At 40.6% G+C, this 3,343-nt stretch carries 5 protein-coding genes; all 5 read right to left on the bottom strand.

Annotation, left to right across the window (positions count from 1 at the left end):
• Window positions 1-197 precede the first annotated feature (197 nt).
• The 5 genes from R7Q11_RS24475 to R7Q11_RS24450 all read right to left on the bottom strand — a co-directional run bounded on the left by R7Q11_RS24475 (window position 198) and on the right by R7Q11_RS24450 (window position 3,243).
• Window positions 198-641, bottom strand: a complete 444-nt coding sequence (locus R7Q11_RS24475; RefSeq protein WP_017635413.1) for a hypothetical protein — start codon at window positions 639-641, stop codon at window positions 198-200.
• A 173-nt stretch (window positions 642-814) separates the two neighbouring features.
• On the bottom strand, window positions 815-1,456 hold the full coding sequence (locus tag R7Q11_RS24470; protein ID WP_017635391.1) for a hypothetical protein: 642 nt from the start codon (window positions 1,454-1,456) through the stop codon (window positions 815-817).
• A 155-nt stretch (window positions 1,457-1,611) separates the two neighbouring features.
• Window positions 1,612-2,157 carry a GNAT family N-acetyltransferase gene (locus R7Q11_RS24460; protein ID WP_017634131.1) on the bottom strand — a complete coding sequence of 182 codons (546 nt, stop codon included), beginning with the start codon at window positions 2,155-2,157 and terminating at the stop codon, window positions 1,612-1,614.
• A 146-nt stretch (window positions 2,158-2,303) separates the two neighbouring features.
• Window positions 2,304-2,792, bottom strand: coding sequence for a DUF523 domain-containing protein (locus tag R7Q11_RS24455; RefSeq protein WP_054730711.1), 489 nt, complete (start codon window positions 2,790-2,792; stop codon window positions 2,304-2,306).
• 157 nt (window positions 2,793-2,949) lie between these two features.
• A complete protein-coding gene (locus tag R7Q11_RS24450; protein WP_225466809.1) occupies window positions 2,950-3,243 on the bottom strand; it encodes a hypothetical protein in 294 nt (97 codons plus the stop codon).
• Between the last annotated feature and the right edge of the window lie 100 nt (window positions 3,244-3,343).

Below are 3,343 nucleotides of genomic sequence, written 5' to 3'. Positions count from 1 at the left end.
GAACTTGAACACCCTACTACTAAGATCAAGATAAATAATTGCAAAAATCTCATAATCTCTCTCTGACACATAACGCCGCGTTAAGTGGTGAGCAACGCTACCACCTTACCTAACTCATTGTGCCGTAATCACTAAAGCTGAAGCAAACCGAAAATGCCAAGCGTTGGGAATCCGTCTTAAACGCTTTGTTATGCAGATCATTCATCGGTATATTTAGGATCTAAAACTGCTTTGCAGAAACACTCGATGTTCATGAGTTTTTTCTCAAGGTTGCTAGTTGGTTTAAAACTAACCCATTGAAGTTTAACTTGAGAACCATTGAGAAGTTCCAACGCTTCTTCTCCAGATAACGATTTTGATTTGGCAAATTTACCCAGGTAAGTGTTTTCCTGAGATGGTTGAAAATGCTGTTTCAGCCTTTGGTACAGGTCCCAATTGCCACCTTTGCCTACTCCAGCTTTACCAATATACAGTGATCTTATGCCTTTGCCGGATTCCTCGTAGAAATGATAAACCCCTGCAGAACCTTGCAACTCTTTCGAGTATAACTTTGGTGACCACTCGTTATACATTATTGATTTTGCGCTAATTAAGTTATTAAGAACTTTACTAAGTGATTTTATTCTTTCATCAATGTTCATCTCAAAACACCAATGTCGTCCTTGCTGCATAACGCCCTGTTAAGGTGTGAGCAACGCAATACCGAAGTTCCCGCATGCCACCTTAAACACTAAACACAACGCATAGTGAAAATGCCACGCGTTGCGAATCACTCTTAAACAGTTTGTTATACGATTTTACCCAATAGCTAACACTATGATATGCCGAACAATTTATCTAGCCCGATAGATAACGCCCAACCAATTATTGCACCGATTACCCCACCAACCGTTAATCCTAACAACTGATTTTTTAGCTTTGCTTTCTCCCGAAGATCATGAGTAAGTATACTAATGTGTTCAGATTGCTCATCTAGTTTCAATGACTGATTAGTAATTTGGTTAGAAAGCATATTGATTAATGCAGAATCGACACCTAAGCCAAGTTGATTAAGCAACGTTTTTTCTGGCATTAACATAGGTTTACCGTCTTTGATAATGAAAGCTCTACCATCAGACAAGGCTAATGATTCAGATTGGTACACTTTTAATAAGTAAACTGTCTGGAATCTTGGAGTATGCTCTTCGATGTCGTGTGGGACATTTGTGAGGCGCTCGACCGCATCTCTAATTAGTTCCGGAGATACGTTTTGGAACCCAGAGCCTAGACCAAATTCAGAGTATGCGCCAACCAGAATACATCCACCATTTGTATTACTTAAACCAGCGATATATTCCGAAAGAGACTTTCCCGAGATTGATGCTGGTAATATAAATGTAGAGACACTGTCAGTATTCGCTAGAAACTCTGTAGCCCAATCCTGTTTTGAAGTATCTAATTCTGGTATTTTTTCCATTTCTGCTAAGAATCTCTCATGCTTCAAATTAAATCGTATAACGCCCTGTTAAGGGGTGAGCAACGCATTACCGAAGCCGCCGCATACCACCTTAAACACTAAAACCAACGCATAGTGAAAATGTCACGCGTTGCGAATCCCTCTTAAACAGTTTGTTATGCGTAATTTTTGACGTACTTTGTCATTGCTGTTTCCGAGACTGACAAACCGTCGATTCTATATTGATCTTTGAACTCTCCAACAACATTAAACCCTGCCTTTAGGTAGAGGTTCTTTGCTGGGAAATTCTCTGATAATACACAAAGATCAAGCCAGTCAATTTCAGCTTTTTCTTGGCAGAAATTTATAACAGCATCAATGAGTCTTTGACCAAGACCTTGCTTCCGGCAAGAAACATCTACGCCCATACCTAATAGAACTCTGTGAGAACAGCTTTCATCACTGTGGTGGCGAAGATCGATATGACCTTTGATATTTCCAGAGGTGTCTTTTACAACCCAAAGTTTTCTCCAACCTAAGTCGCCAAACTGATGAGAAAAGCCTTGGATAAACTTATCTTTTGTTGTTTCTGGAATTTCACTTTGCTCTCTGGACATTGGCTGGAAAAGAGGAACTTCTCCATTACCATTTTCAGACAGCTGATTTTCTAGGTACACAAAGAATGAATCTAAATCCGATTTTTCCGCTTCTACTACTTCCATCTAATTCTCGGTACTCCATCAATTACGCATAACGCCCTGTTAAGGTGTGAGCAACGCAATACCGATGCTGCCGCATACCACCTTAATCACTTAAAACAACGCATAGTGAAAATGCCACGCGTTGCGAATCACTCTTAAACAGTTTGTTAGCTATGTTTTTCCAACGCCTCTCGGAGTTTAGCTATCGTATGTTGACTGTAGACTTTAATACCATTGCGCTCTAACAATGCAGTGGCTACCCCTGAACCATCGATTTTAATCCCGTTGAATGTGCCATCATAAATTTTTGAACTGCCACAGGAAGGACTGCCTTCTGCAAGAATCGCGTACTTTATTTGCTGGTTTTTGCAAAGTTCCAAAGCCTTTTCTGCCCCACTTACAAATTGTTCCGTAACATCGATGCCATCATTTCCAACAACGTTTGCCAAACCATCCAGCACATCAACACCTTTACCAGTAATAATTTCAGCTGGTGCTCTAGGAATAGGTAAACCTGCTGATACTTCGGGGCAAAAAATCACTAGTTCTGTGTATGACTTTAGCCAGAGCAACTCAGGCTCTGGGATTGATAAACAGCTCGCATTGTATCTAACGTTGTTTCCAACCAAACATGAACTAACGAGAACTTTTACCACTGGAACTCCTTTATATACGAGAAATAGCTAACGCCCTGTTAAGGGGTGAGCAACGCAATACTGAAGCTGCCGCATACCACCTTAATCACTTAAACCAACGCACAGTGAAAATGCCACGCGTTGCGAATCCCTCTTGAACAGTTTGTTAGAGCGCAACTCACAGGTTGAATAGAACTTTCAAAAGAGAATTTACCAAGGAAGAGATCCCTAGAAATAGAACTACTGGCAAACCTATCGCTATTATCAATTTAAACTCGACAAACTGACCTACAACTGCATCACCATGCCTACCGCCCAGAAACTTTCTCGATTCTTCTCCTACCGTAGATTTGACTTCATCTGTGACCGTCTTGCGATCTTTACCGATGAATTCTTTAAACAACATAAAGCCGAAGGGAGCGATAATAATGCCTGCGATAAGATATGAAATGTATTCAATTATGTCCGTCATATTCACATTTTTTCTCCAGCGCTCTAACGCGCAGTTAAGGTGTGAGAGACGCACATGCACCCTAACCTAAAATAAACTCTGATAAATCCGTGCCTATTTG

The sequence above is a fragment of the Vibrio sp. 970 genome (assembly GCF_033339075.1).
Note: the sequence above shows the minus strand (reverse complement) of the source record. Positions and strands in the feature narration are given on the sequence as shown.